Source organism: Microbacterium sp. PMB16 (assembly GCF_051294855.1).
Classification (GTDB): Bacteria; Actinomycetota; Actinomycetes; order Actinomycetales; family Microbacteriaceae; genus Microbacterium.
Window position 1 is genome coordinate 3,964,698 of record NZ_CP145908.1, and the last position, 26,995, is coordinate 3,991,692.

28 protein-coding genes and 1 tRNA gene are annotated in these 26,995 nt (G+C 68.2%); 15 read left to right on the plus strand and 14 right to left on the minus strand.

Annotation, left to right across the window (positions count from 1 at the left end):
* Nucleotides 1–53: 53 nt before the first annotated feature.
* Both trpS and V5D55_RS19095 read left to right on the plus strand, forming a co-directional pair.
* On the plus strand, nt 54–1,058 hold the full coding sequence (gene trpS / locus V5D55_RS19090) for a tryptophan--tRNA ligase (protein ID WP_435746147.1): 1,005 nt from the start codon (nt 54–56) through the stop codon (nt 1,056–1,058).
* A gap of 18 nt (nt 1,059–1,076) precedes the next feature.
* Entirely contained in the window at nt 1,077–1,739 is a 663-nt protein-coding gene (locus V5D55_RS19095; protein WP_435746150.1) for a hypothetical protein, read from the plus strand.
* A 13-nt stretch (nt 1,740–1,752) separates the two neighbouring features.
* Here the strand turns inward: V5D55_RS19095 and pth are convergent, their stop codons facing one another.
* Nucleotides 1,753–2,334 (minus strand): aminoacyl-tRNA hydrolase, encoded by a 582-nt coding sequence (gene pth, locus V5D55_RS19100; RefSeq protein WP_435746153.1) that lies wholly within the window; start codon nt 2,332–2,334, stop codon nt 1,753–1,755.
* A 102-nt stretch (nt 2,335–2,436) separates the two neighbouring features.
* Nucleotides 2,437–3,072 carry a 50S ribosomal protein L25/general stress protein Ctc gene (locus V5D55_RS19105; protein WP_435746155.1) on the minus strand — a complete coding sequence of 212 codons (636 nt, stop codon included), beginning with the start codon at nt 3,070–3,072 and terminating at the stop codon, nt 2,437–2,439.
* A gap of 225 nt (nt 3,073–3,297) precedes the next feature.
* Here V5D55_RS19105 and V5D55_RS19110 point away from each other — a divergent pair, with 225 nt between their 5' ends.
* Nucleotides 3,298–3,423, plus strand: coding sequence for a hypothetical protein (locus V5D55_RS19110; protein WP_435746158.1), 126 nt, complete (start codon nt 3,298–3,300; stop codon nt 3,421–3,423).
* Nucleotides 3,424–3,459: 36 nt separating this feature from the next.
* Here V5D55_RS19110 and V5D55_RS19115 read toward each other — a convergent pair whose 3' ends face one another.
* Entirely contained in the window at nt 3,460–4,518 is a 1,059-nt protein-coding gene (locus V5D55_RS19115) for a D-2-hydroxyacid dehydrogenase (RefSeq protein WP_435746160.1), read from the minus strand.
* A 166-nt stretch (nt 4,519–4,684) separates the two neighbouring features.
* On the opposite strand from V5D55_RS19115, the gene gndA reads away from it, so the two are divergent.
* Both gndA and V5D55_RS19125 read left to right on the plus strand, forming a co-directional pair.
* A complete protein-coding gene (gene gndA, locus V5D55_RS19120; protein ID WP_435746163.1) occupies nt 4,685–6,133 on the plus strand; it encodes an NADP-dependent phosphogluconate dehydrogenase in 1,449 nt (482 codons plus the stop codon).
* A gap of 93 nt (nt 6,134–6,226) precedes the next feature.
* Nucleotides 6,227–7,192, plus strand: a complete 966-nt coding sequence (locus V5D55_RS19125; protein WP_435746165.1) for an acetylxylan esterase — start codon at nt 6,227–6,229, stop codon at nt 7,190–7,192.
* 9 nt (nt 7,193–7,201) lie between these two features.
* Here the strand turns inward: V5D55_RS19125 and V5D55_RS19130 are convergent, their stop codons facing one another.
* The 3 genes from V5D55_RS19130 to V5D55_RS19140 form a co-directional block, all read right to left on the minus strand.
* Nucleotides 7,202–8,056 (minus strand): carbohydrate ABC transporter permease, encoded by an 855-nt coding sequence (locus tag V5D55_RS19130; RefSeq protein WP_435746167.1) that lies wholly within the window; start codon nt 8,054–8,056, stop codon nt 7,202–7,204.
* On the minus strand, nt 8,053–8,976 hold the full coding sequence (locus V5D55_RS19135) for a carbohydrate ABC transporter permease (protein ID WP_435746169.1): 924 nt from the start codon (nt 8,974–8,976) through the stop codon (nt 8,053–8,055). The genes V5D55_RS19130 and V5D55_RS19135 overlap by 4 nt, the downstream gene beginning before the upstream one ends.
* Nucleotides 8,977–9,047: 71 nt before the next feature.
* Nucleotides 9,048–10,340, minus strand: a complete 1,293-nt coding sequence (locus tag V5D55_RS19140; RefSeq protein ID WP_435746171.1) for an ABC transporter substrate-binding protein — start codon at nt 10,338–10,340, stop codon at nt 9,048–9,050.
* 123 nt (nt 10,341–10,463) lie between these two features.
* Here V5D55_RS19140 and V5D55_RS19145 point away from each other — a divergent pair, with 123 nt between their 5' ends.
* Both V5D55_RS19145 and V5D55_RS19150 read left to right on the plus strand, forming a co-directional pair.
* Nucleotides 10,464–11,288, plus strand: coding sequence for an SDR family NAD(P)-dependent oxidoreductase (locus tag V5D55_RS19145; protein ID WP_435746173.1), 825 nt, complete (start codon nt 10,464–10,466; stop codon nt 11,286–11,288).
* A 14-nt stretch (nt 11,289–11,302) separates the two neighbouring features.
* A complete protein-coding gene (locus tag V5D55_RS19150) occupies nt 11,303–12,055 on the plus strand; it encodes a FadR/GntR family transcriptional regulator (RefSeq protein WP_435746175.1) in 753 nt (250 codons plus the stop codon).
* Nucleotides 12,056–12,112: 57 nt separating this feature from the next.
* On the opposite strand, the gene V5D55_RS19155 is transcribed toward V5D55_RS19150, so the two are convergent.
* Nucleotides 12,113–13,153, minus strand: coding sequence for a zinc-dependent alcohol dehydrogenase (locus tag V5D55_RS19155; protein WP_435746177.1), 1,041 nt, complete (start codon nt 13,151–13,153; stop codon nt 12,113–12,115).
* Nucleotides 13,150–14,097 carry a sugar phosphate isomerase/epimerase family protein gene (locus V5D55_RS19160; RefSeq protein WP_435746179.1) on the minus strand — a complete coding sequence of 316 codons (948 nt, stop codon included), beginning with the start codon at nt 14,095–14,097 and terminating at the stop codon, nt 13,150–13,152. Before V5D55_RS19160 ends, V5D55_RS19155 begins: the two co-directional genes overlap by 4 nt.
* A 158-nt stretch (nt 14,098–14,255) precedes the next feature.
* On the opposite strand from V5D55_RS19160, the gene V5D55_RS19165 reads away from it, so the two are divergent.
* From V5D55_RS19165 to V5D55_RS19185, 5 genes are read left to right on the plus strand one after another with little or no spacing between them, the layout of a single operon-like run.
* Entirely contained in the window at nt 14,256–15,296 is a 1,041-nt protein-coding gene (locus V5D55_RS19165) for an Ldh family oxidoreductase (protein WP_435746181.1), read from the plus strand.
* Nucleotides 15,293–16,243 carry an NAD(P)-dependent oxidoreductase gene (locus tag V5D55_RS19170; protein WP_435746183.1) on the plus strand — a complete coding sequence of 317 codons (951 nt, stop codon included), beginning with the start codon at nt 15,293–15,295 and terminating at the stop codon, nt 16,241–16,243. Before V5D55_RS19165 ends, V5D55_RS19170 begins: the two co-directional genes overlap by 4 nt.
* Before the next feature lie 2 nt (nt 16,244–16,245).
* On the plus strand, nt 16,246–16,980 hold the full coding sequence (locus tag V5D55_RS19175; RefSeq protein ID WP_435746185.1) for an orotidine 5'-phosphate decarboxylase / HUMPS family protein: 735 nt from the start codon (nt 16,246–16,248) through the stop codon (nt 16,978–16,980).
* 44 nt (nt 16,981–17,024) lie between these two features.
* Entirely contained in the window at nt 17,025–17,753 is a 729-nt protein-coding gene (locus V5D55_RS19180; RefSeq protein ID WP_435746187.1) for a response regulator transcription factor, read from the plus strand.
* A 26-nt stretch (nt 17,754–17,779) separates the two neighbouring features.
* Entirely contained in the window at nt 17,780–19,273 is a 1,494-nt protein-coding gene (locus tag V5D55_RS19185; RefSeq protein WP_435749349.1) for a sensor histidine kinase, read from the plus strand.
* A gap of 17 nt (nt 19,274–19,290) precedes the next feature.
* Here the strand turns inward: V5D55_RS19185 and V5D55_RS19190 are convergent, their stop codons facing one another.
* From V5D55_RS19190 to V5D55_RS19215, 6 genes are all read right to left on the minus strand, one after another.
* Entirely contained in the window at nt 19,291–20,865 is a 1,575-nt protein-coding gene (locus V5D55_RS19190) for an FAD-dependent oxidoreductase (RefSeq protein ID WP_435746189.1), read from the minus strand.
* A gap of 37 nt (nt 20,866–20,902) precedes the next feature.
* Nucleotides 20,903–21,790 carry an FAD:protein FMN transferase gene (locus V5D55_RS19195; protein ID WP_435746191.1) on the minus strand — a complete coding sequence of 296 codons (888 nt, stop codon included), beginning with the start codon at nt 21,788–21,790 and terminating at the stop codon, nt 20,903–20,905.
* 17 nt (nt 21,791–21,807) lie between these two features.
* On the minus strand, nt 21,808–22,284 hold the full coding sequence (locus tag V5D55_RS19200) for an FMN-binding protein (RefSeq protein WP_435746193.1): 477 nt from the start codon (nt 22,282–22,284) through the stop codon (nt 21,808–21,810).
* 92 nt (nt 22,285–22,376) lie between these two features.
* Entirely contained in the window at nt 22,377–23,411 is a 1,035-nt protein-coding gene (locus tag V5D55_RS19205; RefSeq protein WP_435746195.1) for a ribose-phosphate diphosphokinase, read from the minus strand.
* A gap of 6 nt (nt 23,412–23,417) precedes the next feature.
* Nucleotides 23,418–24,845 (minus strand): bifunctional UDP-N-acetylglucosamine diphosphorylase/glucosamine-1-phosphate N-acetyltransferase GlmU, encoded by a 1,428-nt coding sequence (gene glmU / locus V5D55_RS19210; protein WP_435746197.1) that lies wholly within the window; start codon nt 24,843–24,845, stop codon nt 23,418–23,420.
* 1 nt (nt 24,846) lies between these two features.
* A tRNA-Gln gene (locus V5D55_RS19215) sits at nt 24,847–24,918 on the minus strand.
* 111 nt (nt 24,919–25,029) lie between these two features.
* Here V5D55_RS19215 and V5D55_RS19220 point away from each other — a divergent pair.
* Genes V5D55_RS19220 through V5D55_RS19230 form a run of 3 tightly spaced genes read left to right on the plus strand, consistent with a single transcriptional unit; the run spans nt 25,030 to nt 26,992 of the window.
* On the plus strand, nt 25,030–25,524 hold the full coding sequence (locus V5D55_RS19220) for a GNAT family N-acetyltransferase (protein ID WP_435746199.1): 495 nt from the start codon (nt 25,030–25,032) through the stop codon (nt 25,522–25,524).
* Between the two features lie 7 nt (nt 25,525–25,531).
* On the plus strand, nt 25,532–26,026 hold the full coding sequence (locus V5D55_RS19225) for a MarR family winged helix-turn-helix transcriptional regulator (protein ID WP_307380895.1): 495 nt from the start codon (nt 25,532–25,534) through the stop codon (nt 26,024–26,026).
* 27 nt (nt 26,027–26,053) lie between these two features.
* The gene (locus tag V5D55_RS19230) at nt 26,054–26,992 is read left to right on the plus strand and encodes a pseudouridine synthase (protein ID WP_435746202.1); all 939 of its coding nucleotides are present in this window, start codon (nt 26,054–26,056) and stop codon (nt 26,990–26,992) included.
* Nucleotides 26,993–26,995: the final 3 nt, after the last annotated feature.

Sequence of the window (26,995 nt, forward strand, 5' to 3'; positions counted from 1 at the left end):
GCGTAGACGCGGCGGCGCGCGGACCCCTCCGACGCCCGCATAGGATTGACACCGTGACGAAACCTCGCCTGTACTCCGGAATGCAGCCCTCCGCCGACTCCCTCCAGATCGGTAACTACATCGGCGCGCTCCTGCAGTGGCGGGATCTGCAGAACTCGTACGACGCGTACTTCTCCGTCGTCGACCTGCACGCCCTCACCGTGTCGCAGGATCCGAAGGAGCTGCGCGAGAAGACGCGCCGCACGGCCGCGCAGTACATCGCCGCGGGCATCGAGCCCTCGCAGTCGACGCTGTACGTGCAGTCGCATGTGCGCGCTCACGCCGAACTCGCCTGGATCCTCAGCACCATCACCGGCTTCGGTGAGGCGAACCGGATGACCCAGTTCAAGGACAAGTCGGCCCGGTACGGACAGGACGCCACGAGCGTCGGCCTGTTCACGTACCCGGTGCTCATGGCTGCCGACATCCTGCTCTATCAGACGGATGTGGTCCCGGTCGGAGACGACCAGAAGCAGCACGTCGAGCTCACCCGCACCCTGGCGGAGCGCTTCAACACGCGCTTCGGGACGACGTTCACGGTACCGATGCCGGTCATCCAGAAGGAGACCGCGCGCATCTACGACCTGCAGAACCCGACGTCGAAGATGTCCAAGTCGGCGGAGAGCGATGCGGGCGTCCTGTGGATGCTCGACGATCCCGCGAAGTCGGCGAAGAAGATCATGCGCGCCGTGACCGACAACGAAGGATCGGTGCGCTTCGATCGGGAGAACAAGCCCGGCGTCTCGAACCTGTTGACGATCTACGCGGCTCTCTCGGGTCGTCAGGTCGCGGCGATCGAAGACGAGTATGCGGGCCGCGGATACGGCGACTTCAAGAAGGGTCTCGCCGAGGTCGTGGTGAACGAGTTCGAACCCGTTCGTGCCCGTGCCCTCGAGCTTCTCGACGACCCTGCCGAGCTCGACCGCATCCTCGCGGAGAATGCCGGGCGGGCGGATGCCGTCGCCGATGCGACTCTGTCCGACGTGTACGACCGCGTCGGACTGCTCCGCCGCGTCTGATTGCTGCAGGCCCTTAGGATGGGGGTCGTGACCGATCCGCAGCTCCCGCCCCCGTCCGGTGCCGTGCCTCCCGTTCCGCCTGTGCCCTCAGGAGCGGTCCCGCCCCCTCCCCCGGCCTATCACCCGGCACCGCCGGCTCCCCCGGCGTACCAGAGCGCACCCGCCTACCCATCGGCACCTGCACCCCAGGCCGTCCCTCAACTTGCACCCCAAGCCGCCCCTCCGGGCGCCTACCAGGTCCCCGTCGGCGGCTACGCGGCGCCCGCCGGTGCCTATGCCGTGCCCGAGACGGCCCCTCGTTCTTCCGGATTCCTCGGTCTCCTCGCTCTGATCTTCTCCGTGGTTGCGGCCGTCGTGACCCCGATCGTGGTCGGCGTCGCCGGCTTCGAGATCGGGCGCCGTCTTCCGCAGGGCATCACGACGACGAATGACGACGTGCTCAGCGTCCTCTCGCCCGCTCGTGATCAGGTGCTGTGGGCTGAGCTGTCCTTCTGGACCGGGACGATCCTCGGCATCGCCGCGATCGTGATCGGGATCATCGCCATCCGCAAGAAGCAGGGCCGCGGTGCCGGGATCGGCGCGCTGGTGGTCGCGGTGCTCGCACCGATGATCTTCTTCGTGGTGCTGCTCGTCGCGTTCTCGACCGGCAGCGCCGCGGGCTTCGTCGAGTTCACGAGCTGACCCGCCCCGCGCCTCAGCGCGGCGCGTGGTGCTTCTGCTGTGCGGCGAGCAGTCCCTCGGCCACGAGCAGTTCGACCGCATCGGCGGCGTCTGACACCAGGATCGGCAGATTCGGCCGCTCGTCCTTGCCGAACGGCGAGAGCACCCAGTCGGCAGGATCCTGGCGTCCGACCGGGCGACCGATGCCGACGCGCACTCGCGGGAAGTCCGCGGTGCCGAGAGTACGGGCGATATCGCGGACCCCGTTGTGCCCGCCGTGTCCTCCGCCGGTCTTCAGCTTCACCGTGTCGAAGGGGATGTCGAGTTCGTCGTGGACGACGATGATCTGGTCCGCGGCGACCGAATAGAAGCGCGCCAGAGCCGCCACCGGCGTGCCGGAGACGTTCATGAACGAGTTCGGCTTGGCGAGCACGAGCTTGTCGGCCCCGGGGCGCAGCCAGGTCTCGACGACGCGCGCGCCGCCCTTGTGCTCGCGGAAGCTCTCCCCGCGACGCCCGGCGAGCTCGTCCACGACCATCTGACCGACGTTGTGCCGAGTGCTCTCGTAGCGGGGGCCGGGATTGCCCAGACCCACCACCAGCCAGGTGGATGACATGCCCTCGTCCTTTCGTGCCGCGTCCCACGCGGGGACCTGGTCAGGATACGACAGAGGGGACGCGATCGGATCGCGTCCCCTCTGCGGTGAATCAGTCGGAGATCACTCCGCGGCGGCATCCTCAGCGGCTGCTTCGCCCTCGGCGGCTGCTTCACCCTCGGCGCCCTCAGCGGTCTCGCCCTCTTCACCGAGGTCAACCTCGGCCGGCACGGAGATCGCGACGATGAGCACCTCGGGGTCGGCCAGCAGCGTCGAGCCCTTGGGGAGCTTCACGTCTGCGGCGGTGATGTGCGCGCCCTCTTCCAGACCCTCGACGGAGACCTCGAGGTTCTGCGGGATGTGCGTGGCCTCTGCCTCGATCGAGAGGGTGTTGGCGTCCTGGTTGACGATCGTGCCGGGAGCGGGCTCGCCGGTCACGAGGATCGGGACGTCGATCGTGACCTTCTCGCCCTTGCGCACGACGAGCAGGTCGATGTGCTCGATGACCTGGTGCACGGGGTCCTTCTGGACGTCCTTGACCAGGGCGAGCTGCTCCTTGCCCTCGATGTCGAGCTCCAGCAGCGCGTTGGCGCGGCGGATGATGAGTCCGACCTGGTGGCCCGGCAGTGCGACGTGCACCGGCTCGGTGCCGTGGCCGTAGATGACGGCGGGGATCTTGCCGGCCGCGCGGAGGCGACGGGCGAAGCCCTTGCCGAAGCTCTCGCGGAGCTCGGCGTGGACCTTGGTGTCTTCAGACATGAGGTTCTCCTTCGGGACACGCAGCGAAGGCGCCGCGCGGTGGTCTTGGAATTGTGAGCTCGAACGCAGACGCGTGAGGAAAGCCACCGGGCTTGCTTCGCCGCGTCGATAACGGATGCCAGCGCACGCGCAGAGACATCCCTCGCCGAGGTACAAGCTCAATGGTACCGGATGAGCAGATAGGCTGGTGACACCGGTCCTTTTCTGCAGATCACGGAGAATCTCATGCTCGACGGCGCCTTCCTCTCGCACGTACTCCTTTGGGTGATCGGCGCGATGACCGTGTGCGCCATCGTGGGCAGCTTCGCCGCCCTGTTCTCCATGGGCCGCTCCGGCTACCGCAAGGACTGATTCCCTCGGGCCTGCGGTCCGAGCGGGAGATCCGGCTCAGTAGAACTCGACCGTGTCGACCACTGCCCGCAGTTCTCGGCCGTCGAGCAGACGCGTCGCGTTCTCGGCGAAGCGCCGGGCGATGCGCTCCGCCTCGCGCGAGTTCAGCGCCGCGGTGTGCGGACTGACCAGCACCTGAGGATGCGCCCACAGCGGTGACGCCTCAGCCAGGGGTTCCTCCTCGAAGACGTCGAGACCGGCGAAGGACACACGTCCGTCGTCGAGCGCCCGGAGGAGCGCGGCCTCGTCGACGACGGTGCCCCGGCCGACGTTGGTGAGGATCATGCCGGGCTTCGCGGCGGCGAACACGTCCTCTCCGATCAGGTGACGGGTCTGCGCGGTCCCCGGCAGCGTCACGACGATCGCATCGACGCGCTGCACTGCCTCGACGAGGTCGTCGAGCGGCACCAGCCGGTCGACGCCCTCCACCGGCTCCCCCGATCGCGTCGTGCCCCACACCGTGGCACCGAGCGCGTGGAATCGGCGAGCACACTCTGCCCCGATCCCGCCGAGACCGACGATCAGCACCGTCATCTCGTCGAGCTGCCGCATCTCCCAGCGATCGGGCCAGGTGCGGCTCTGCTGATCGGCCAGCAGCCGGGGCAGACCCTTGGCGCCGGCCATGACCGCGAAGACCGCGAACTCGGCGAGGGTCCCCCCGTGCACTCCGGCGCTCGTGGTGAAGACGACGCGATCGAGGTCGTCGCGTGAGAGTCCGGCGGCCTTCACCGAGGCGCCGCCGCCGGCCGCCGTGGTCATCACCCACCGCAGGTTCGGGTTGGCGCTCACGGTGCGGGCAAGAGCTGCCGGGTCGACGTCGGGGATGCCGAAGAGCACGTCGGCCGAGTCGACCATCGCATCGAACGCGGCCTGTTCGTGCGGCGTGCGCGTGTGCTCCGGATCACCGGTCCAGTCTGCGGGGCCCCGCATCGGGTGCATCAGCGTGTGGTCGCGCACGACGGCGAGCCGCGGTTCGAGCTCTTCGATGAGCCGGCACTGCTCCTCGGGCAACGGCACGGCCACGACGGCTCGCAGTGTCTTCTCGGGCTGCGTCACGATGATCCTCCTCGGAACGTCTCGGCTCGACCAGCGTAGAGGCGTGGACGCGCCGCGCTGAACACTGCGCCCCGCCGGACACGGCCGACCTGACACACGCGCGCACTGACGTGCCGCACAGCGATACGCTGAAAGCACCCCTTTCTTCACGATTCAGGAGCCTTCTGTGCCCGAAGCATCAGCGAACATCGGAGTCGTCGGACTCGCCGTCATGGGTTCGAACCTCGCCCGCAACCTCGCCAGCCGCGAGGGGAACACCGTGGCGATCTTCAACCGCAGCTACGCGAAGACCCAGACGCTTCTGGACGAGCACCCCGAGGCGGGCTTCGTCCCCTCGTCGACCTACCAGGAATTCGCCGACTCGCTGCAGAAGCCGCGCACCGCGATCATCATGGTCAAGGCCGGCGGCCCGACCGACGCCGTGATCGACTCCCTCATCGAGGTCTTCGAGCCGGGCGACATCATCGTCGACGGCGGCAACGCGTACTTCCCCGACACGATCCGTCGCGAGAAGGCCGTCCGCGAGACCGGTATCAACTTCGTCGGCGCCGGCATCTCCGGCGGCGAGGAGGGCGCCCTCACCGGCCCGTCCATCATGCCCGGCGGCTCGGACGAGTCGTGGGTCACGCTCGGCCCGATCCTGAAGTCGATCGCCGCGGTCGCCGAGGGCGAGCCGTGTGTCACGCACGTCGGCCACGACGGCGCCGGCCACTTCGTCAAGATGGTGCACAACGGCATCGAGTACGCCGACATGCAGCTCATCGCCGAGGCGTACGACCTCATCCGTCGCGGCACGGGCAAGTCCCCCGCCGAGATCGCCGACATCTTCGCCGAGTGGAACAGGGGCGAGCTGGAGTCGTACCTGATCGAGATCACCGCCGAGGTGCTCCGCCAGGTGGATGCCGAGACCGGCAAGCCGCTCGTCGACGTGATCGTCGACCAGGCCGGCGCCAAGGGCACGGGCGCATGGACGGTGCAGACCGCACTCTCGCTCGGTGTTCCCGTCTCGGGCATCGCCGAAGCCACGTTCGCCCGCTCGCTCTCCTCGCACCCCGAGCAGCGCGAGGTCGCCGGCTCTCTTCCGGGTCCCGACGACGAGTTCGTCGTCGCCGACGAGGCCGCATTCATCGAAGACGTGCGCCTCGCGCTGTACGCGTCGAAGATCGTGGCCTACTCGCAGGGCTTCGACGAGATCCGCGCGGGCGCAGCCGAGTACGGCTGGAACATCGACCTCGGAGCGATCTCCAAGATCTGGCGCGGCGGCTGCATCATCCGGGCGCAGTTCCTGAACCGCATCGCCGAGGCATACGCCGAGACGCCCGATCTGCCGGTGCTGATGACCGCCCCGTACTTCGCCGAGGTCTTCACCCGCGGCCAGGCGTCGTGGCGCCGCGTCGTGGTCACGGCCGCGCAGGCCGGCATCCCCGCGCCCGCTTTCTCGTCGTCCCTGTCGTACTACGACGGCATCCGCGCCGACCGGCTGCCCGCCGCGCTCGTGCAGGGTCAGCGCGACTTCTTCGGCGCGCACACCTACAAGCGCATCGACAAGCCGGGCACGTTCCACACGCTGTGGTCGGGCGACCGCACCGAGATCGAGGCGGAAGACACGCACTGACCGGCGTACCGCTGCGGAGGGGCCGGGCACCTCGATGGTGTCCGGCCCTTCGTCGTCGGTATCGTCGAGCTCATCGCCCGGAAGGAAGCCCGCGTGACCGCGCCCCCACCTGAAGAGTTGACGGAGTACTCGCTGAGCGAGCTCCTGACGCCGCTCCCTGCTCCTGCCGAGCCCGTTGACTTCGACGAGTTCTGGCAGTCCACCTTCGACGAGTTCGGCACCGGCCAGGTCGATTGGGAAGCGACGACGGAGCTCGAGTCGACGCGGAGCCACCGCGTGACGGAGATCCGCTTCCTCTCCTCCGCCGACGAGCAGGCCGTCGCGTACGCAATGGTGCCGCGGGAGGCCAGGGAAAACGGACGCGGCCTCGTGGTCGGGCACGGCTACGGCGGCAGGACAGGACCCGACGTCGACTGCGTGCCGTCAGACACCGCGGCGATCTTCCCCTGCGCCCCGGGAACGCACGCCGACGCCCCCAGTCGCTTCCCTGCCGACCCGTCGGGTCACGTGCTCGCCGGTATCGCGCATCGCGAGACCTACTCGCACCGCTTCGCCGCGGCGGACCTGTGGCGCGTGGCGACGATTCTGCTCGAGCTCGCGCCCACGGTCGCCGGGGCCCTCGACTACAGCGGCACCAGCTTCGGCGGCGGGATCGGAGCGATGGCCCTCCCCTGGGATGCGCGATTCCGTCGCGCGTCGTTCGACGTCCCGAGCTTCGGGAATCACGCTGTGCGGCTCAGCCGTCGGTCCACCGGCAGCGGCGAGGCCGTGCGTCGACACCTGCGCGCGCACCCGGAGGTGCGCCCCGTTCTCGACTACTTCGATGCCGCGAGCGCCGCGCGGCGCCTACGGATTCCCGTGCACGTCGGAGCCGCCCTGCTCGATCCCATGGTCGACCCGCGCGGACAGTTCGCGGTGTACCACGCGCTCGCCGGCATTCGGCGTCTCACCGTCCGCGCGAACGGCCACCTGGACGGTCCGATCGGAGAACTGTCGGATCGGCTGGCCGCGGAAGGGACGACCGATTTCTTCGCCCTCCCGGACGACCGGTTGCGCTGATCCGAAGGGTCACCCCTTGGTCGCGCCCGCAGTGAGCCCGGAGACGACGTACTTCTGCGCGAAGAGAGCGATCAGCATGATCGGCAGCGTCACGATGACGGCGGCCGCCATCAGACCGCCCCAGTCGATGCTCGCATAGCCGACGAAGTCGAAGATCGCCACCGGGAGAGTCTTCGTGCTCGACCCCGCGAGCACCAGCGCGAACATGAAGTTGTTCCACGCGAAGATGAACGACAGGATCGCGGCCGTCGCCACACCGGGCATCGACAGCGGCAGCGTGATCCGCAGAAACGCGCCGATCGGCGTGAGCCCATCGACCTGAGCGGCCTCCTCGAGCTCCTCGGGCATCGAGTCGAAGTACGACATCATGATGTACAGGATGAGCGGGAGCGACACGAACATCATCGAGAGGATGAGCACCGTGTACGAGCCGACGAGCCGCATCTGCGAGAACACGAAGTACCACGGCACCAGCAGGCTCACGCCGGGGATGATGCGTGCAAGCAGCACGACCATGGCCGACTTGCCCATCGAGAAGCGGCTCATGCTGTAGGCCGCGGGGACGGCGAGAAGCAGGGAGAGCACGGTCGCGACGAAGGCGACGAAGAACGAGTTCCAGATGTAGGAGCCGTAGTTCGCCTGCCCGAACACCGTGTCGTAGTTGGCGAGGGTCGGTGTGAATGTGAACAGCTTCGACGGATCGTAGATGTCGACATTCGTCTTGAAGCTCGCCAGCAGCATCCACGCGAGCGGGGCGACGAGTCCGACGACCACGAGAGCGAGCCCCACGAACCGGCCGGCCGACGGGAGCGGGAACTTCTTGCGTCGCGACTCGGGGAGCACGATGAGGGATGTGGCGCTCATTTGTTCATCGCCTTCTTGCGGAGAGAGAGGATCCAGATGAGTCCGATGATCATCAGGAAGAACAGGATCAGGACGGTGGAGGCCTGCCCGTAGCGGTTGTAGTCGAAGCTGAGGCCGTAGGCGTAGATGTTCAGGGTCTCGACCTCGTGGAACGACCCGCCACCCTTCCCCTTGGTCGCATAGAGGATGTCGAAGGTCTTCAGCGCGTCGATCCCCCGCAGGATGACCGCGGCGATGATGGTGGGCGCGAGAAGCGGGAGAGTGACGTACCAGAGGCGCTGCCACCAGCTCGCCCCGTCGACGCGCGCTGCCTCGTCGGGTTCCTCCGGCAAGGCGGTCAATCCCGCGAGGATGATGAGGGTCACCATCGGTGTCCATTGCCACACGTCTACGAAGACGAGGGTGCTGAGAGCGGTGTCGGGACTGCTGAGCCATGGCTGAGCGGGGATGCCGAACCACGACAGCATCTCGTTCGCGAAGCCGATGTTCGGCTCGAAGATGAGTCGCCACATCATCCCGACCGCCACCGGGGTGGCCACCAGCGGCAGCAGGATGGCGACGCGGATCAGCCGCTCGCCGCGGAAGGGCTTCCACAGCAGAAGGGCGATGGTGATGCCGAGGATGACTTCGAAGACAAGCGCGCCGCCCGTGAACAGCACGGTCCTGCCGACCGCCGGCCAGAAGCGCTCGGTGTCGGAGAGCACGTCGATGTAGTTCTGGATGCCGATGAAGTCGAAGGGCGCCCGTACGGACCCTTTCGAATCGGTGAAACTGAGATAGAGCGTCCAGACGAGCGGGAACACCAGCAGCAGGGCGATGAAGATCATGGCCGGCGCCGCGAACACCCACTTCCGATGCCTGTTCACCCAGCGCGAGTATTGCTCCCACGCACCGACCTCTCGATGGGCTGCATTGCTCACCGACGCCTCCTTCGTGTCGTCCGGTGGCGGGACGCGTTCTCGGCGACCCGCCACCGGAGTGTGGGCTGGGACTACTCGTTCTCGTCGTCGAGGAACGCTTGGAATTTCTTCTGCGCCTGCGCAGCGGACTCCCCGACGTCTCCGCCGGTGATCCCGACGACGATCGGGTCGCCGACGATCTCGCGGGACTCGGCGACGTTCACCACGAGAGGACGGTCGTAACCGACGCCGTTCTCGGCATTGATCGCGATCGCCTCGGCGAGCGCCTCAGGGAAGCTCTCCGTGCCCTGGGGGTCATCCCAGACCGAGGTGCGCGCACCGGGCACGCCCTCCGACTGCACCGCGAGCACACTGTCGAAGCTCGTCGCCCACTGGATGAACTTCCAGGCGTTGTCCTGGTTCGGCGAGACCTCGTTGATCCCGAGCGCCCAGGACGGGATGCTGTACGGCTTGGACCCGGCGGGGCCCGCGGGGAACGGCGCGTAACCGACCTTGTCGAAGACCGTGGAGTTCTCCTCGAGCGCGAGGTTCTGGTAGAGGCTGCTCGCGTCGCTGTAGAACGCCGCCTGTCCCTGCGCGAAGATCGCCGCGGCCTCGGGCCAGCTCATGTCGGTGCTCACGTTCTCCGGGCCGAAGTCGTGGAGCAGACCGCCATAGTACTCATAGGCCTCGATGGCCTCAGGAGAGTCGACGGCGGCCTTTTCGCCGTCCTGGAAGTCTCCGCCGAAGCTGAACAGGAAGCTGGAGAACTGCGTGACCGCCGCGGACCGACCGGTGCGGGCCACGAAACCTGCCACGCCGGGGTTGCTCGCCGAGATGGTCTCCGCCGCCTCGGCGAGGTCATCGAGGGTCTCAGGAACCTCGAGACCGGCTGCCTCGAGGAGGTCGGTGCGGTAGTAGAGCACCTGTGACTCCGTGATGAGCGGAACACCGACGACGGACTCCTCGTAGGTGGTCGCCTCGACCGGCCCGGCCTGGAAGTCGCTCCAGTCCCAGTCCGCATTCTCTTCCACCCGATCCGTGAGATCGGCCAGGTAGCCATTCTGCGCGAAGAGCTTCCCCTCCTGGAGCGGCCGGTACATCATCACGTCGATCTCGTCTGTGCCGGCGTTGAGCTTCACGTTGTACTGGTCGGAGAGTTGATCCTCGCCGAGCTGCGTGAGTTCGACCGTGAGACCGGTCTCCTTCTCGAATTCGGGGATCTTGTCCTTGATGATGTCCGTCCACACGTGGTTGGCGAGCGTCACGCGGATGACGTCCGATTCCTCACCACCACTGTCACCCGCGCAGGCGACGAGCGTGCCGGCAGCGAGAACGCCGGCCGCCGCGAGGGCAGAGATCCTGAAAACCGTCCGATGCTTCACTGCATCTCCTTCGCTGGGTTGCGCAACTCTGCGCAAACGGATGGGTGCCGATGTCGACACCCGGGAGTATCATTATTCTAATAAATCATACTTGTAGCGCAAGTGCAGGCCGAAGGGAATCCCATGCTCATCGATCTCACCGGCAGAGTCGCCGTCGTCACCGGGGCGGGAAACGGGATCGGTCGTGAGATCGTGACGACCCTGGCACGCGAAGGCGTACTCACAGTGTCGGTTGATCTCAGCCTGGACGGCCTCGCTGCCACCGCAGCCGAACTCGACGCGATCGGCACGGCGCATCGCGAGTTCGCCTGCGATATCCGCGACGCACAGCAGATCCAGAGCATCGTCGACGCCGTCGATAAGGAGTTCGGGCGCATCGACATCCTCGTGAACAACGCGGGTGTCACCGGAATCGGCCCGATCGACGGGTTCGACGAGCAGGCGTGGGACGTCATCCACGACGTCAACCTCAAAGGCACCTTCCTGTTCTGTCGCGCCGTGCTTCCCGTCATGAAGCGGCGGCGATCGGGACGCATCATCAACGCGGCATCCTTCGCCGCGCTCGTCCCGATTTACGGCAGCGCCGCCTACGCCTCCTCCAAGGCGGCGGTCGCTCACTTCACGCGCGCCCTCGCCGGCGAGGTCGGCCCCTGGGATATCACGGCGAATTCGTATGCCCCCGGGATGATCCCGACCGGACTCAACGGCTTCGACGACCTCCCACGAGCAGAGCAGGCCCGCCTTCTCGACACGCTCTCGCTGCGTCGCTGGGGAGCGAAGGCCGACATCGCCCACCTCGTCTGCTTCCTCGCCTCGGATGCCGCGGGCTACATCACCGGTACACTCATCGACATCAGCGGAGGCAAATTGGCGAGCCAGGTGCCGCGCCTCGCCCATGATGCTGCAGCAGCCGAGGGTGAGTACGACTTCGAGCAGGCGATCACATGAACGGAGGGTCCCGAGTGCCGGACCTCACCAGCGCGAGCAGCGCACGATATCGCTCGCGCGTCGGCAGCGGCCTCTACGCCCACGTCGTCGACGTCCTCGGACAAGAGATCATCGACGGCGACATCCCCGCGGGGACGATCGTCTACGCCGACCAGCTGTGCGAACGTCTCGGCGTCTCCCGCAGCGTGGTCCGCGAGGGCATCCGCACGCTGAGCTCGATGGGGCTGGTCGAGGCGCGACCACAGGTCGGAACGCGGGTGCTGCCACCGAGCCAGTGGGACCTCATCAACCCCTACGTCGTCAAGTGGCGCAGCCAGGGTCCGGCGTACGTCACCCAGATGAAGCAGCTGCTGGAGCTGCGGCTGGGGATCGAGCACACGGCCGCCGGCCTCGCCGCACAGCGTCTCGCTCCCGAGGACGCTGCGGAGATCCTCGATCGCGCAACGGCCATGCGCGACGCTTTCGCCGCGCACGATACCCGCCGGTTCTTCGAGATGGATGCCGGCTTCCACCGCCTCCTGCTCGAGGGCACGCAGAACGCGGTCATCGCGCAGCTCGCCGACACCATCGGCGCCACGCTCGACGCACGAGGGCACGATACGCGCCCGGGCATGCACGAGATCACCGCTGAGTCGGTGGAGAACCATATTCAGCTCGCGCAAGCACTGGTCGATCGTGACGTGCTCCGCGCACAGGAGACAGCTCTCCGGCTCGTCAGCCGCACACTCGGCGAATTCGAGCAGTTGCACGCGCCTCGCAGCGAGTGACGGACAGTGCACCCGGGGAAGCCTCAACGCGACTCCCCCGGGCTGCCGGTGTTCGACTCAGCCGGGCATCACCATGACGGACTTGATGTTGCGGCCGGATTCCATGTCCTCGAACGCCCGTTCCCAGTCTTCGAGCTCGTAGATTCCGCCGAGCACGGCGTCGGTGTCGAGCGCCCCCGTGGCGAACAGCGAGAGCACCCGCTCCCATGTCGTCCAGGTGTGCGAGAACGAACCGTAGAGCGTCGCTGCCTTCGCGACGAGCGGATCGAGGCTGAAGCCGAGCGGCTGCGGCCCCCAACCGATCTTGGCGATCGAACCGAACGGCCGGACGAGCTCCAGGCTCTGTCGCAGCGCCGCGCTGACTCCGGTCGCGTCGACCACCACGTCAGCCCCCAGCCCGTCCCCGAGCGTGCGCAGCAGTGCGACCGGATCCTCGCGGGTGATGTCGAGCGTGTGATCGGCTCCGAGATCTCGCGCCTTGGCAAGGCGGTGCTCGTCGACTCCGGTACCGAGGACCACGGTGGTGCCCGCACCGCGCAGCCGCGCCACCTGGAGTGACAGGGCCCCGATCGCCCCGGCACCCTGGATGACCACGAGATCGCCCGGCGTGACCGATGCCCGCTCGACGAGCGCGTTGTACGCGACAGCGAACGGCTCCGTCATGGCCGCCTGTGCGAACGACACGCCGTCCGGGATGCGGTGCAGCACCCGCGGCTCGGCCAGCAACAGCTCGCCGAAGGCACCATCGCGGATCGCGCCGTAACCCTGCCGCAGCGGACACAGGTTGTACCGGCCCGTGCGGCAGAGCGCGCAGACGCCGCAGATCGACGCCGCGGTCTCGCAGACGACGCGATCACCGACCTCCCAGCCGTCGACATCGTCCGCGACCGCTGCGATGACGCCGGCCGTCTCGTGCCCGAGGATCACCGGCAGCGCGACGTCCCAGCTCTGACCGTTGCGCCACATGTGGATGTCGGAGCCGCAGACGCCGACGGCTCGTGCGGCGATCAGCACCGTCCCGGGCTGCAGCTGCGGCTCCGGCACATCGCGGACCTCCACATCGCCGTCGTTCAATCCGAACTTCACGATCGCCTTCATCGGTCGCCCTCCGGTCGGGAGTCCTGGGCGATGCTCGGGAGACCGGCTGCGCGAAGCGCCTCCTCGTGCGTGCGCACCCGTACGGCGGTCGAACCGCCGAAGAACTCCTCTCGGGCTTGACGCAGGTAGTCGACGGACTCCGCCATCTCCCCCATCCCGTTGACGCCGTCCTCGATGCTGATCCAGCCGTCGTATCCGGCCTCGGCAAGAGTGCGGAAGATGCGCGGATAGTCGTTGAGGCCTCGCCCGATGACCCCGTGCTGCAAGAGCGGCGAGTAGCCGATGGTGCCGTCACTCTGACGCAGCGCGTCGAGCGAACCGCCAGGCGCCAGGGATCGATCGGACGCCTGCATCGTGACGACACGGTCGATGACGAGGTCGAGGAAGTCCGCGGAGTCGTCTCCCGCGACGATCGCATTCGACGGGTCGAACTGCACGCCGAAACTCGCCCGGTCGTCGATCGCCTGCACGATCTCGAGGAACACGTCCGATTTCTGCGCGAACTCGGGGTACCGCCAGCCCCCGTCCTTGTAGTGGTTCTCCATCGCGAGGGTGATGCCAAGCTCCCGCGCGATCGGGAGCAGTCGCTGGATCGCGTCGACGACCCACTCGACCCCCTGACCGCGGCTGACCTCGGGGTGGCGCTGACCCGAGAGCACACGGGTGCTCGCGCCTCGTCCGCCGAGACGCGCCGTGATGCGCATCATCTCCACCTCGCGATCGAAATCCGCGTCGCGCACGGAACGGTCGGGGTTCGTGAAGTCCGGCGACACGCACATCATCGGCATCTCGAAGCCCGCCGCCGCGAGCGCTTCGCCGACGCGATCGACGAAGTCGTCGTCTGTCTGCCAGAACATCCCGCCGTAGAGCTCCAGGCCCTCGGCGGGCAGCGCCTGCGCCTTCTCGATCCACTCGAACACCGTCATGGTGCGGTGAGTGGCCAAAGCGTCCAGGTCGCCTTTGGGAAAAACACTGATCCTCATCGATACCTCATCCCATCTTCGGAGTAGCGCGTCTAAAAGTATTACGAATAAGATTATTATGCGAACCTCCGTTGCACCAGGCATCGTCGGAGATCGCGAGGATGCGAAAGGAGTCGAAGATGACAATCGACGCAAACGACCTACGAGGGTGGACAGCGCGTCTGCTGACCGCGTGGGGCTATGAGGCGGAGGCCGCGGGGTACGTCGCCGACACGCTGGTCGACGCCAACCTGCGCGGCGTGGACTCGCATGGCGTGATCCGCCTCCCGGCCTATCGCGCTCGGATCGACGCGGGGCTCGTCGACCCGAAGGCGGTCCCCGTGGTGACGCGCGACGGCGCGGCAATTCGAGTCGACGCCGCCGGAACGGCCGGCCAGCTCGCCGCCCGCTCAGCTCTGGAAGAACTCACCAGGGTCAGCGGGGAGCTCGGCGTCGCCTGCGCCACCGTGCATCACAGCGCGCACTTCGGCACCGCCGGCTACTACGCGCGGCAACTGGCACGGCGCGGCCGGATCGCCATCGTCATGTCGAACTCGGAGCCGATCGTGGTTCCGTTCGGCGGCAAGGATGCGTTCCTCGGCACGAATCCGCTCGCTTTCGCAGCCCCGACCAGCGGCGACCCGATCAGCCTCGACATGGCCACCAGCACGACCGCCATGGGCAAGGTGCTCCTCGCCCGCACCAAGGACACCGCGATTCCCGGGGACTGGGGTGTCGACGGAGACGGTCGCCCCAGCACGGATCCGCACGCGGTCAGCGCGCTTCTTCCCGCGGGCGGTCCGAAGGGCTATGGCCTGGCCTTCCTGATCGAGATCCTCGCCGGCGTGCTCAGCGGTTCCGCCGTGGCCGGTGATCTGGGCAACATGTACACCGACTTCTCGAAGCCGCAGAACATCGGCCACTGGATGCTCGCGCTCGACGTGGAGCGGTTCCTGCCGTTCACAGACTTCCTCTCCCGGATCGACGGTCTCGCCGATGCAGCCCACGCCGTCGCACCGGCTCCCGGGGCCGAGCGAGTACTGGTCCCCGGAGAACCGGAGGAACGCACGCTCTCCGCCCGCACCGCCGGCGGGATCGACCTACCGCCCGCAACTCTCGAAGAACTCGAGGCACTTGGCGCCGCGTTCGCCGTCGCCTTCCCGAAGGGAGCCTGGTCATGAAGCTGCTCGTGCCGACCCTCGTCCCCTTCCAGACGGAATCGGACGGCGTCGAGGTCATCTCCTACGACCCTGCAGCGCCGATTCCGGACTCTCACACCGACGCCGAGGCCCTCGTGGTCTGGGGCGTCTCCGATGCACTGCTCGTCGACGCGGCGTCGCGGTTGCCGGCGCTGCGGTGGGTGCAGCTGCTGTCGGCGGGCAGCGACGCCGCACTCGCCGCCGGCTTCTCGGATGATGTCGCCATCACCAGCGGTCGCTCCCTGCACGACGCGCCCGTCGCCGAGCACGCCCTCGCGCTGACCCTCGCCGCGGCGCGGCGCCTGCACACGCTCGTCCGCGCTCAGATCGGCCACCGGTGGGCCGGCGAGCTGGGCGGCCTGCAGTCGGAACCGAGCCCAGGAGTCTTCTCCACCCTGCGCGGAGCCCGGGTCGCCATCTGGGGGTACGGCAGCATCGGCTCGACCCTGGGACCGTTGCTGACCGCGCTCGGAGCGCACGTCACCGGCGTCGGCACCCGCGCTCGCACCGAGGGCGACGTCCGCGTCGTGACGGCGGATGATCTCCCCGCCCTGTTCCCCGACACCGACGTGGTGGTGATGATCCTCCCCTCCTCCGACGCGACAGCCGGCATCATGGATGCGACGCTGCTCGCGGCCCTGCCCTCGCACGCCTGGCTCATCAACGTCGGGCGCGGCGCCACTGTCGACGAGTCGGCGCTCGTCGATGCCCTGCGCTCCGGCACTCTCGGCGGTGCAGCGCTGGACGTCACCGTCCAGGAGCCGCTCCCCACCGACTCACCCCTGTGGGACCTCCCCAACCTGATCCTCACCCCGCATGCCGCCGGCGGGCGCCCGCTCGGCGCGGCCGCCCTGATCGAGCACAATCTCTCCGCGCATCGCGGCGGATCAGCGTTGCGCAACCTCGTCCGCCCCGCCCGAAAGGCCTGACCTTGTCCACCACGATCCGCGGGATAACCCGGGAAAACCTGACCCGCCCGCTCGTGCAGGTCTCCCTCGACCTCACCAACAACACCGACGCACTGCGCACCGCTGCGATCGCCGTCGAGGCGGGAGCCGACTGGATCGAGGTCGGCACTCCCCTGGTGCTCGCCGAGGGGCTGCATGCGGTGCGCGCGCTTCGAGCGGAGTTCCCCGATCATCCGCTCATCGTCGACCTCAAGACGATGGACGGCGGCTACCTGGAGGCGGAGATGATGGGCGACGCCGGCGCGGATGCTGTGATCGTGATGGGACGCGCGCACGACGCGACCATCGATGCCGTGGTCGCCGCCGGAGAACGATTCGGGATGCTGGTGATGGGAGACGATCTGGGCGCTCCGGACCGCGTGGCGGAGTGCGCACGGCTGGAGTCGCTCGGAGTCGGCATGGTGATCCACCACATCGGCTACGACCACCGGAACGCCCACCCACAGCGGGAGTTGACTCCGCTGACCGACCTCGCCGCTATCGTCGCCGCGACCACCGTGCCCGTGCAGGCCGTGGGCGGGCTCTCGATCGACCAGGCCGTCGGCTGCCCGGCGATCGGCGCACCCGTCGTCGTGTTCGGCGCTCCCCTCGCCATCGACGGCCGATCGTTCTCGGCAGCCGACGGCGATCTGCTCGGGGTTCTGACCGAGGCTTGCGCCCGCGTGCACGCGGCCCCGATTCTCTCGGGAAACGCATAGCCGATTCCATAGAAACAACATAGGAGATTCCGCAGAATGGATGCATGACCAGCGACCTGCCCGATCTTCGCCGCCCGGACGGCTCCCCTCTGCGCATCCTCGCCGTCGATGACGAGCAGATGCTGACCGATCTGCTCGCCATGGCGCTGCGGATGGAGGGCTGGGAGGTGCGCACCGCCTCGTCCGGCATGGAAGCGCTGCAGGTTGCGCGGGAGTTCGAACCCGACGCCCTGGTGCTCGACATCATGATGCCCGACCTCGACGGCATGGCCGTGCTGAAGCGCCTCCGCGAGGCGGGGAGCCTGGTGCCCGTGCTCTTCCTCACCGCGAAGGATGCCGTGGGCGACCGCGTCGCCGGTCTCACCGCCGGCGGAGACGACTACGTGACGAAGCCCTTCAGCCTCGAGGAGGTGATCGCACGCCTTCGCGCCATCATCCGCCGCACCGGGCATGCCACCGCCGACGACGGTCAGTCGATCCTCCGCGTCGCCGACCTCACCCTCAACGAAGACAGTCACGAGGTGATCCGCGACGGCGTGGAGATCGACCTCACCGCCACCGAGTTCGAACTGCTCCGGTACCTCATGCGCAACGAACGCCGCGTGCTGTCGAAGGCCCAGATCCTCGACCGGGTGTGGAGCTACGACTTCGGCGGCAAGTCCTCCGTCGTCGAGCTGTACATCTCGTACCTCCGCAAGAAGATCGACGCCGGCCGCACGCCGCTCCTGCACACGGTCCGCGGCGTCGGCTACATGATCAAGGCGCCGCAGTGACCGATGCGGCGATGACGCGGCGGCCGATGAGCCTGCAGACACGGCTCATGACCGCCGTGATCGGGTTCGTCTCGCTGATCCTCATCATCGTCGCGATCATCACCAGCGCCACCCTCGGTCGCACCATGGAGGACCAGCTCGACCAGAAGCTCACCTCCTACGCGCACGACACGCTGGGGTGGGCGGAGTCGTACGCGGCATCCGAGGCGACCGCGCAGAACGTCCTCGCCGGTCAGACCGTGCCGACATCCGGCTCGCTCTTCGCGGTGCTGAGCCCCGTCACCGGGGCCAGCGGCGTCATCGTGGCGAGCACGAGCGGCGACGAGTTCACCGGCACTCTTCGGGGACTCACCCGCCAGCAGCTGCAGGAGATCGTCGACGCGGTCACCGGGAGATCACCGGTGACCGTCAACCTGACGGGCGTCGGGTCGTATCGGATCATGGCACTGCCGGCGAGCAACGGTGTGTTCGCCGTGGCTGGGTTCCCCCGCGACGACATCCAGAACCAGCTCACCCAACTGCTCACCGTGATCGCGCTGGCGACGATCGGCGGTCTGATCCTGCTCGCCCTCACGACGGCGATCACGATCCGACTGGGCCTGCGCCCGCTCCGCGCCGTCGCGAGAACCGCGACCCGTGTCGCCAACCAGCAGCTCGACCGAGGAGAGGTGACGATCACCGAGCGCGTTCCGGCATACGAGGCCGACCCGCGCACCGAGACCGGGCTCGTCGGCGCCGCCCTGAACAAGCTCCTCGATCACGTGAACACCTCGCTCGCCGCCCGTCAGAAGAACGAGGAGCAGATGCGGCGATTCGTCGCCGATGCCAGTCACGAGCTGCGCACACCGCTCGCCTCCATCCGCGGCTATTCCGAGCTGTCGCTCCGAGCCCTCCGTCAGAACCCGCACGGAGCGGACGGACCGGAGGCGATCGAGAGCACCACGTCGTCGCTGGAACGGATCCAGGCCCAATCGCTGCGGATGACGCGTCTCGTCGAGGACCTGCTGCTGCTCGCCCGCCTCGACGAGGGACGCGAGCTCATCTACGGCACCGTCGACCTCACCCAGCTCGCCCTCGAAGGGCTCTCGGATGCGCGTCCCACGGCCGTCGACCATCACTGGGTCATCGACGTACCCGATGAGCCGGTCACCATCGTCGGCGACGCCGGACGGATGCACCAGGTCGTCGCGAATCTGCTCGCGAACGCGCGCACGCACACGCCCGCGGGTACGACGATCACCCTCAGCGTCAGCCAGGACGGCCCCGATGCCGTGCTGCGCGTGCACGACGATGGTCCGGGAATCGATCCCACCCTCCGGGATGAGCTCTTCGCCCGCTTCGCGCGCGGCGACACCTCACGCGCTCGGCAGACCGGCGGCACAGGCCTGGGTCTGGCGATCGTGAAGGCGATCGTCGACGGCCATGGCGGATCGATCGTGGCGACCAGCGAACCGGGCGACACGACCTTCACGGTGCGCCTGCCGGTCAACCCGGCATCCGTCGCCCGCCCGCAGGACTGACCGGCGGCGCGTGAGGATCAGTAGCCCGCGAACGCGTCGGTCGTGAGGCTGCGGGCCTTCTGCAGCGCAGGGGCCAGGTCGGCGATGAGGCGGGGCGGACCGGAGATGTAGGCATGCCGCGTCTCGAGGTCGCCGACCGCGCGTTCCAGCGTCTCGGCATCGAGCCTGGCACCCTCGGCCCAGGTCCAGTGCGCGGGCAGATCCGCAGGCTCGTCACGGGTGAACACCACCGTGCGCACGCCGGTCGCGGCGAGCTCGTCGCGGAACGCGAGTTCTTCCGCTGCGGACGCCACGTACACGAGCACCACGTCTCGGCGCAGCTCGGAGGCCTGCAGCTGACGCAGCTGCGACACGAAAGGCGTGACGCCGATCCCGGCCGCGACCATGAGCACCGGGCTCTCGCTGCGCGGAAGGATGAAGTCGCCCCAGGTGCCCGTCACCGCGAGCGTCGCCCCGGGTTCCGCCGCGGCGAGAGCCCGCTTGTAGCTGGACGGATGCTTCTGATCGCCGTTCTTGTACGCGATCCGCAGCGTCGGGAGGTCCGCCGGAGCGGACACGATGCTGAACTCCCGGCGGGTCCCGCGGGCGTCGGGTCGATGGTGGGGAACGTCGAGTTCGAGGTACTGGCCAGGAAGGAACTTCACCTTGCCCTTGGCACGGAAGGTCAGCTCCTGCGCGGTCGGCGTCACGAACTCGCGCCGCTCGAGCACCAGCCGCACCGAGCCGCGCAGGGCGAAGGCGAACGCCAGCAGGTTGCCGATGATGAGCGCGCGCTCCTGGCCCAGCGTGAACAGCCCGGCCACCGAGATCGGCCAGCCGGCCAGCACGCCCACGAGGATCGCGACAGCGAGCTGCTGGTGGCGGCGCGGCGGGAGCGTGAGCGGTTCGGAGAGCATGAACGCACCGAGGAACAGGAACGGCGACTGGAGCACCGCGAACTGCAGCGCCGTGACGATGTCGAAGGCCAGGTCGAACTCCTGCGCCTGTACGGCCTGCCGCAGGATCGACACGGCGAACGCCACGATCAGGAAGACCAGGACCACGCGCACCTTCTCGGTGCGCCAGAGCACGGCGAGTCCGAGGACGGCCACCGGGATCGTCAGCACGGGCGTTCCGACCCACCACGACGACGAGGTGCCCAGCCATTCGAGGGCGCCGAACGCGCCCAGGATCGAGACGACGGCGGCGCCGAAGGCGGCCGGATTAACGATGTGCCGCCCGCGCCAGGCGATCAGGTACTTCGACAGGCTCGCGAGCGCACCCGCGAACGCCAGGCCGATCAGGTTCGCCGGCTCCAGACCCGGCCGGAGCACGAACAGGAGGATCAGGGCGGTGACCAGCGACGACTCGATACGCCACGGCAGCCGCAGGATGCGCTGTGCCGCCGCATCGACCACGGAGATGACTACGGCGAGCACGACGAACGACACCACCAGCTCGAGCGGTCCTGGCGAGACGATCACGCCGAGCAGAGACAACACGAACGCGATGGCCGCGAGCGCGGCGAGCGCGAAGAGCACGAGGCGGTACATCGACAACGAGCCCAGGACAGCGAGGACCCGCTGACGTGCGGCGGTGAGAGACGAGATCACGTTTTCCACTCTTCCCTAATTCTGATTCTGAAGACGCCTAGTTCTGATTCTGAGGACGCGCTCCGCGTCCACTTCCCGTGAGGAACAGCTCGGCCGGGCAGCCGGTCGAGCGTTCCACACGGCCATCGGTGGTCATCCGGACCCACTCGACTCCCCACATCGCGGCCAGCGCGGGGCCGCCGTCGAAGAAGAGCGCCGTGGAGACGGCATCCGCTCTCATCGCCTCGGGCGCGAACGCCCACGTCGCCGCCCAGGTACGTACGGGTAGCCCGGTGCGGGCATCGAGCACGTGATGGAGTCCGCTCCCCCACGCCCGACGGTTGATCGCCGAGGCGCACAGCGCCCCGTCCTGCACGAGGACGACCCCGATCGCCTTCCGGGCGTCGAACGGGTGCTCGAGCCCGATGCGGGCGGCTGAGCCGCGCACCCGGATGTCGCCACCCGCATCGACCACGACGTCGCCCGGGACACCGGACAGCACCGTCATGATCAGATCGACCAGGCGGCCCTTGCCGAGCGCACCCACATCGAGGAGGGCGGGGACGGATGCCGTGGCCGCGGCATCCGTCCACGACACACGCTCTTCCCATGCCGCCGGCGCACTCAGGTGTTCGCCGGCGATCAGCGAGTATCCCGGATCGTACCCGAGCGCACTGAGGCTGTCGGCCACCAGGGGGTTCACAGCCCCATCGGTGGCAGCCGACAGCGCCCGGTACGCGTCGAGCATGACGCGGGCATCCGGTGAGACGAGCTCACCGCCCTCGCGACCAAGCCTGGTCACATCGGAATCGTCGCGGAACCGCGACCACTCGCGATCGAAACGCTCGATCTCGGCGGTGACGGCTCTGCGATCCGCATCCGTCAGCTCCGCCGACGTCTCGATCTCCCAGCCTGTGCCGATCGCATCGAACCGCCAGCGCGCCATGACGGGGCCCTCGGCGCCTAGGCCGCGGCCTGCTCCTTGATCGCGTCGACCGCGGCGTTGAATCCACCGCTGGTCAGCGACGATCCGGCGACACGGCTCACGTCGAGCTCGTCGATCGACTTGCCCTCGACCTCGTCGGCGATCCCGTCGATGAACTCGCCCTGATAGCGCTCGGTCTCAGGAGCCTGCGGGTCGCCCGTGACCTCGACGTCGGTCACGACGCCGTCGGCGAGGGTCAGGGTGACCGAGATCTTCTCCACCGTCTCCGGCGTCTGGTACTGGCCGTCGGCGGTGTAGGTGCCGTCCTTGTAGCTGCCGGCTGCGTCACCGCCGCTGGACTCGGAGTTCGAGCCCCCGTCGGATCCGGTGCTGGCGCCAGTCGTCGGCTCGTCGTTCTCGGCGGGGGTGGAGCAGCCGGCGAGGACGAGGAGTCCTGCGACGCCGATGAGGGCGGCTCCCTTGTGGACAGAGGTCGGTACGGTCGTGCGGATCATGATGGTCCTCCCGGCTCGGTGTCTCGCGACTGTATGCCGCTGAATCGACCGTAGGCACCCCGGCTATGCGCGGGCTGTGCCGTTTCGCTGCGTTACGCGTCGCCGCCGAACATGCTCGTGACCGAACCGTCTTCGAAGACCTCGTGCACCGCGCGAGCGAGCAGCGGGGCAATCGGGAGGATCGTCAGCCGGTCCCAGCGACGCGATTCCGTGAGCGGGATCGTGTCGGTGACGACGACCTCATCGATCGACTCGTCCTGCAGTCGCTCGTGCGCCGGGTCGCTGAAGATCGCGTGGGTGGCTGCGACGATGACGCGGTGCGCGCCCGCCGCCTTCAGAGCCTGAGCGGCCTTGACGATCGTGCCGCCGGTGTCGATCATGTCGTCGACCAGCAGGCAGGTGCGGCCCTCGACGGTGCCGACGATCTCGTGCACGGAGACCTGGTTCGCCACCTTCGGGTCACGACGCTTGTGGATGATGGCCAGGGGCGCACCGAGGCTGTCCGACCAGGTGTCGGCGACGCGCACGCGGCCCATGTCGGGTGAGACGACGGTCAGGATCTTGCGATCCTCCGGGCTCAGGGTGCGCTGGAAGTGCTCGAGCAGCACCGGCTTCGCGAACAGATGGTCGACGGGGCCGTCGAAGAAGCCCTGGATCTGCGCGGCGTGCAGGTCGACGCTCATGACGCGGTCGGCACCGGCTGTCTTGAGCAGGTCCGCGACGAGACGGGCACTGATCGGCTCACGGCCACGGCCCTTCTTGTCCTGACGGGAGTACGGGTAGTACGGCGCCACGACGGTGATCCGCTTGGCCGAGGCGCGCTTGGCGGCGTCGATCATGATGAGCGTCTCCATGAGCCACTCGTTGACCGGCTCACCGAACGTCTGGAAGAGGAAGAGGTCGCAGCCGCGGATCGACACCTCGAACCGCGCATAGATCTCGCCGGAGGCGAAGGTACGGTGCTCCGTCGGCGCGATCTCGGTGCCGAGCGACTCCGCGACGGCCGCGGTGAGCGCGGGGTGCGATCGCCCTCCGGCTATGACCAGGCGCTTCTTGGTCCTCGCGACCAGACCGGGCGCGATGCCGTTGTCGCGATCCAGGTCGACGATCTTCTTCTTACGCGCCATGTCCGCCTATTCCGCCGAATTCTCGCGGGACGCGGCGTCCGCCGCACCCGTGCCTGCTCTGTTCTTCTCGACCCACCCCTCGATGTTGCGCTGAGGGGCGACGCTCATGGCCAGCGCGCCGGCGGGGACATCCTTGCGGACGACGGCGCCTGCGGCGGTCTTCGCACCAGCACCCAGCCTAACGGGCGCGACGAGGACGGTGTGAGACCCGGTGTGCACCTCGTCGCCGATCTCGGTGCGGTGCTTGTTCACGTCGTCGTAGTTCGCGGTGATCGTGCTCGCACCGAGGTTCACGCCGCGACCGATCGTCGCATCGCCGACGTACGAGAGGTGCGGAACCTTGCTGCCCTCGCCGATCTCGGCGTTCTTGGTCTCGACGTAGGCGCCGATCTTGCCGTTCGCGCCGAGCACCGTGCCGGGGCGGAGGAACGAGAACGGGCCGACGGTCGCGCCTGCGCCGATCACGGCGAGCGTGGCATCGGTGCGGCGGACGATGGCGTTCTCCCCCACCTCGCAGTCGACGAGGGTGGTGTCGGGGCCGACGATGGCGCCGGGAGCGATGACCGTGGCCCGCAGGATGTGCGTGTTCGGCAGGATGGTGACGTCGGGCGAGAGGTTCGCGTCGTCGTCGATCCAGGTGGTCGCCGGGTCGATGACCGTGACGCCCTCGCGCTGCCAGCGGCGCACGATGCGGTCGTTGAGCACGCGGCCGGCCTCGGCGAGCTGGACACGGTCGTTGATGCCGAAGGTCGACGCGGTGTCGTCGGCGAGTTCCGCCGCGACGGTCTGCTCCGCGCCACGGAGCAGTTCGATCACGGTGGTCAGGTACATCTCGCCCTGGGCGTTGTCCTGACCGACGCGCGAGAGGTAGGTGCGCAGCTCGGGTGCCCGGAAGACGTACACCCCCGCGTTGATCTCGGTGACGGCCGCCTCGTCGGCGCTGGCGTCCTTCTGCTCCACGATGCGCTGTACCGTGCCTGCGGCGTCGCGGATGACGCGACCATACCCCGTGGGGTCCTCGAGCCGGGCGCTGAGCAGGGTCGCCGCCGCTGCCGCGGTGCGGTGGCCGTCGATGAGCCGACGAAGCGTCTCGACCTCGAGCAGCGGCACGTCGCCGGAGAGCACGAGCACGTCGCCGTCGAAGTCGGCGGGGAGCGCGTCGATCGCGACCTGGACGGCGCGACCGGTGCCGGGGACGTCGTCCTGATCGATGAACACGGCGCCGGGATAGTCCTTCGTGAGCGCCGCGACGACCTGGTCGCGCTCGTGCCGCACGACGACCTCGATGTGCTGGGCCTCGAGCCGCGCCGCGGTCGTGAGCACGTGGCCGACGAGCGGCCGGCCGCCGATCGGATGCAGGACCTTGGGGATGCGCGACTTCATGCGCGTGCCCTGCCCTGCGGCGAGGATGATGATCGCGAGGTTAGCTGTCATGCTCCGCCGCCAGGACTCGAACCTAGACCTAACAGCTCCAAAGGCTGTCGTGCTGCCATTACACCACGGCGGACCGCGCCGTCCGCGAGGACGGCGCCCGTCAAGTCTGCCATGCCCTGGCTGGTGATCCGATGCTGTGGGGCGGCGTCATCCGATCGAAACACGGCTTTGGGATGCTGACGGCGTGAGCATCATCATCGAACGGGTCGAATCCGCGACACCGGCACTGGCCGCCTTCCTCGAATCCCACCACGCGGACATGGAGCCGACCGCCCCTGCAGAGAGCCGGCACGCACTGCCCTTCGACCGGCTCCTCGCACCCGGCATCCGTCTGTTCGCCTCGTTCCACGACGGGCATCCGGTGGCGACCGGTGCCCTCGCGACGGTCGACGAGGGGCACGAGGAGCTCAAGTCGATGCGCACGGATCCTGCGGTGCGCGGCCGGGGTCTCGGGCGCGCCATGCTCGATTTCCTGCTGACGGATGCGGCGAGCCGCGGCATCCGTCGCGTCTCGCTGGAGACGGGGAGCATGGATTTCTTCGTGCCGGCTCGCGCGCTCTATGCGAGTGCGGGGTTCCGCGAGTGCGGGCCGTTCGGCAGCTATCGCCCCGATCCGCTCAGCACGTTCATGACGCTGGCGCTGCCCTCGGCATCCGTTGCGTCGGCGCGCACGGGATAATGATCGGATGAGCGAAGCGGATGAAGTCGACCGGATCGTCGGTGCGTGGAACACGCAGCGCCCCGACCTCGACTTCTCCCCGCTCGAGGTGCTGTCGCGGATGGACCGACTCACCAGACTGCTCGATCGGGCGCGCCGTGACGTCTTCCGCCGCAGCGACCTCGAGCCCTGGGAGTGGGATGTGCTCTCGGCGCTGCGACGCGCCGGCGCACCCTTCCAACTGTCGCCGAAGCAGCTGCTGCAGCAGACTCTGGTCTCGAGCGGCACCATGACGAACAGGATCGACCGGCTCGTGGCACGCCGCTTCGTGCGCCGGGAAGCGGACCCGGGCGACGGCCGCAGCGTGCTGGTCATCCTCACCGACGACGGGCGCATCCGAGTGGATGCCGCGATCACACGTCTCGTGGACGTCGAGGCCGACCTGCTGCGTGGGCTGTCGCGCGGCGACCGCGACCGTCTCGCCGGCCTTCTGCGCAAGCTCAGCCTCAGCTTCGACTCGTGACCGGGCACTGCTGATGAGGTGCTGCTGATGGGCATGCCGTCCCCGCTCCCCCCGCGCGACGGCGTGGGCGCCACGCGCCTGCACGTGCCGCTGACCGGTGCCTGGCCGACGGTCGCCGCGTACATGGTCGAGCGCTTCTTCCACCTCGACCCTGAGCGGCTGCTGTTGCGCTTCGACCGCGGCGACATCGTGGCGCGCGACGGTTCCCCCCTCACCCGGCACACGCCTCTCGGCGCTGAGGAGTTCGTCTGGTACTACCGCGAGCCGGCCGTGGAGCAGGAGATCCCGTTCACGGAGCAGATCCTGCATCAGGACGAACACCTGGTTGTCGTCGACAAGCCGCACTTCCTGCCGACCACGCCGGGCGGCAAGTTCTTGCAGAACTCGGCCCTGGTGCGCCTGCGTCGACGCCTCGACAATCACGACCTGGCGCCCATCCACCGTCTGGATCGCGCGACCGCCGGGCTGCTCATGTTCTCGGCGCGTCCGGCGACCAGAGGCGCGTACCAGCTGCTGTTCGAGAACCGGCAGGTGCAGAAGGTCTACGAGGCGGTGTCCGCCCGGCCTACCGACTGGGATCCGGACCGCTTCCCCCTCGTGTATCGCAACCACATCGAGAAGCTGCGCGCCCAGGTGTGCGTGCAGATCGACGACGAGCGCGAGCCCAACTCCGAGACGCTGATCGAGCTCCTCCGCGCCGACGACCGCGTCGTGCACACGCTGCTGCGGCCGCACAGCGGCAAGATGCACCAGCTGCGTGTGCATCTCGCCGCCATCGGTCTCGGCATCCTCAACGACCGCTTCTATCCGACTCTGACCGAGGACCTTCCCGACGACTACGACCGGCCGCTCCAGCTGCTCGCGCGCGAGCTGCGGTTCGTCGATCCGCTGACCGGCGAAGACCGGGTGTTCATGACGCGGCGCACGCTGCAGGAGGCCCCGTCGCGACCCGCCCCGGGCCCCTGACCT